The sequence below is a fragment of the Bartonella jaculi genome (genome assembly GCF_039543045.1).
GTDB lineage: Bacteria > Pseudomonadota > Alphaproteobacteria > Rhizobiales > Rhizobiaceae > Bartonella > Bartonella jaculi.
Genome location: NZ_BAABIZ010000081.1, coordinates 1 through 2582 on the forward strand (window position 1 = coordinate 1; position 2582 = coordinate 2582).

Here is a 2582-nt window from a genome sequence, read left to right on the forward strand (position 1 = left end):
CGTGGACTACAGGGCATTGTGGTGATTGATGAGGCAGCGTTTCATCAAGATGTGCGCGCTGTTTTGGATGCGGTGAATGCTTTGTTAATTTGGGGGGGTAAAATCCGTGTGATCTCAACACACAATGGGGTGCTTAATCCTTTCAATGAACTGATCCGTGAGGCGCGCGCAGGGAAGGTTCCTTTTTCTCTGCATCGTTACCCCTTTGGTATAGCTGTTAAAAATGGTTTGTTTAAACGGGTTTGCGCCATGAAGGGGGAGGGGTGGAGTAGAGGAGCAGAACAACAATGGGAGAAGCAAATCCGTGCCTCTTATGGGGTGCGTTTGAGTGCCATGCGGCAAGAGTTGGATGCCATACCGGCTGATCAAGAAGGGGCAGCTTTAACACGTTTGCAGATTGAAAATTGTTGTGCACCTGATATTGCGGTGCTGCGTTTTGCTTGTGCGGATGGTTTTAAAAACCAATCGGATGATCAACGAAGCCAAGCGGCGTTTGCTTGGTGTGAGAAGCATGTAAAGCCTCTGCATGTTCGGCTTGATCGGCGTCGTCAACATGTTTTTGGGGTTGATTTTGCGCGCAGCGGTGATGCCACCTCGATTGTGGTGATGGAAGTGGGACAAGATTTGGTACGCCGTGTCCGGTTTATGGTGGAATTGCGCAATATGCCGTTTGATCAACAAAGAGAGATTTTATTTTATGGGGTTAGTGGACTGCCACGTTTGTTAGGGGGCGCGTTAGATGCGCGGGGCAATGGGGCTTATTTAGCCGAAAAAGCAGCGCAGCGTTATGGGGCGTGTGTGCAAGAGATTCAATTGTCACAAAGTTGGTATAGCAAAGAAATGCCGGCTTATTTAGAAGCCTTTGGGGATGGGTCCATTGTTTTGCCGCGCGATAGTGACATTGTGGCAGATCATCAGGCGCTTGCTTATGTCAATGGCATTGTGAAAATTCCAGACAATCATCGTTTTAAAGGCAGTGATGGTTTTATGCGCCATGGGGATAGTGCTATTGCTTGCGCTTTGGCTTATTTTGCCAGCCGCCAGACGCCGGAAATTTACGAATATACGCCTGTGAGAGAGGTTTATGGTTTTGATGAAAGTCCGCTCTTTTCAACGCTTTTTTTTTCAACGACGAGATCAAAGATATATTGATGGGATGATGAGATGGTAAAACTGGTTGATCAATGGGGTAGGGCGCTTCATATAAAGGGATTGGAACGGGAAGTGGCAAGCCCAAGCATTGGTGGTATTCGTGATGTGTGGTCACAAACTATTGTCAGTGGTTTAACACCTCTTCAACTTGCTGATATTTTGCAACAGGCAGCACGAGGGCATCCAGAGCAGTTTTTCCAACTCGCGGATGATATGGAAGAGCGTGATTTGCATTATCGTGCGGTGCTTGGCATGCGTAAAAATGCCCTCACAGGGGTGGAGCCTGGGGTGATTGCGGCAAGCGACAGTGCACAGGACAAAAAAATTGCCGATGCTGTTCGAGAAATGATTAGTGCACCTACCTTTGTTGATGATTATGTGACGGATTTGTTAGATGCTTTGGGCAAAGGCTATGCGGTTGTTGAAACCTTGTGGGATAAGAGTGCCAAAGAATGGTGGCCGGTTGCATGGAGGTGGCGTGACCAGCGGTTTTTTCAATTGGATAGGCGAGACGGTTTTCATTTGCGTTTAAAAGAAGAGGGATCTTTGCACGGAAGTGAACTGCCTGCTTATAAATTTTCCATTCACAGACCAAAGTTAAAAAGTGGATTGCCAATCCGCTCTGGGCTTGCCAGACTTGCGGCTTGGGCATTTTTGTTTAAGTCTTATACCTTGAAAGATTGGATGGCTTTCTTAGAAGTTTATGGCATGCCTTTGCGTGTAGGTAAATATGGTGCGAGCTCTTCTCAAGCAGAGCGGCGGGTTCTTATTCAAGCGGTGCGTGATTTATCCAGTGATGCGGCGGCAATTATTCCCAAAGAGATGGAGATTGAGTTTATTGAGGCAGCTGGGGGCAGTGGCAATGCGGTTTTTGCCGCAAAGGCTGAATATTTAGATCGACAGATCTCTAAAGGGGTGTTGGGGCAAACCATGACGACGGATGATGGGTCGTCCTTTTCGCAAGCGCGCATTCATGAAAATGTGCGCCATGATATTGCCAGAGCTGATGCACGGCAATTGGCATTGACGGCTAACCGTGATCTGATTGTACCGTTTGTTGAGATTAATTTTGGGCGCCAAGAGCGCTACCCCCTTGTCTATTGGCCGATTTCGGAAAATGAAGATATTAAAGCCATTAGCGATGCTTTAGAAAAACTTGTGCCTCTAGGATTGCGTGTTGAGGCGCAGGAAGTGCGCAATAAGATTGGTTTTTCGCAACCAAAAAGGGGAGAAGATGTTTTAAAGGCTGCTTCTCTTGCGCCTGATGATGCGGGGCAACAAAAAGCGCATGTTTGTGCTGATTGTGGGGGTGCTTTTGATGTTTGTGTGACAAGAAAAGAAGGGGGGAAAAAAGAGCAGGGTGGAAAACATCACGACGAATTGGATCGGCTTTCGAGTGAGGCTTTAAGTGACTGGGAAGAGGATTTAGA

Annotated in this window: 2 protein-coding genes; both read left to right on the forward strand. The window is 47.3% G+C overall.

Annotation, left to right across the window (positions count from 1 at the left end; translation table 11 throughout):
- Window positions 1–1152 (forward strand): hypothetical protein (locus ABD915_RS09310; RefSeq protein WP_345117625.1); only part of this gene is annotated, 1152 nt, incomplete at its 5' end.
- A gap of 12 nt (window positions 1153–1164) precedes the next feature.
- Window positions 1165–2582 (forward strand): DUF935 domain-containing protein (locus ABD915_RS09315; RefSeq protein WP_345117627.1); only part of this gene is annotated, 1418 nt, incomplete at its 3' end.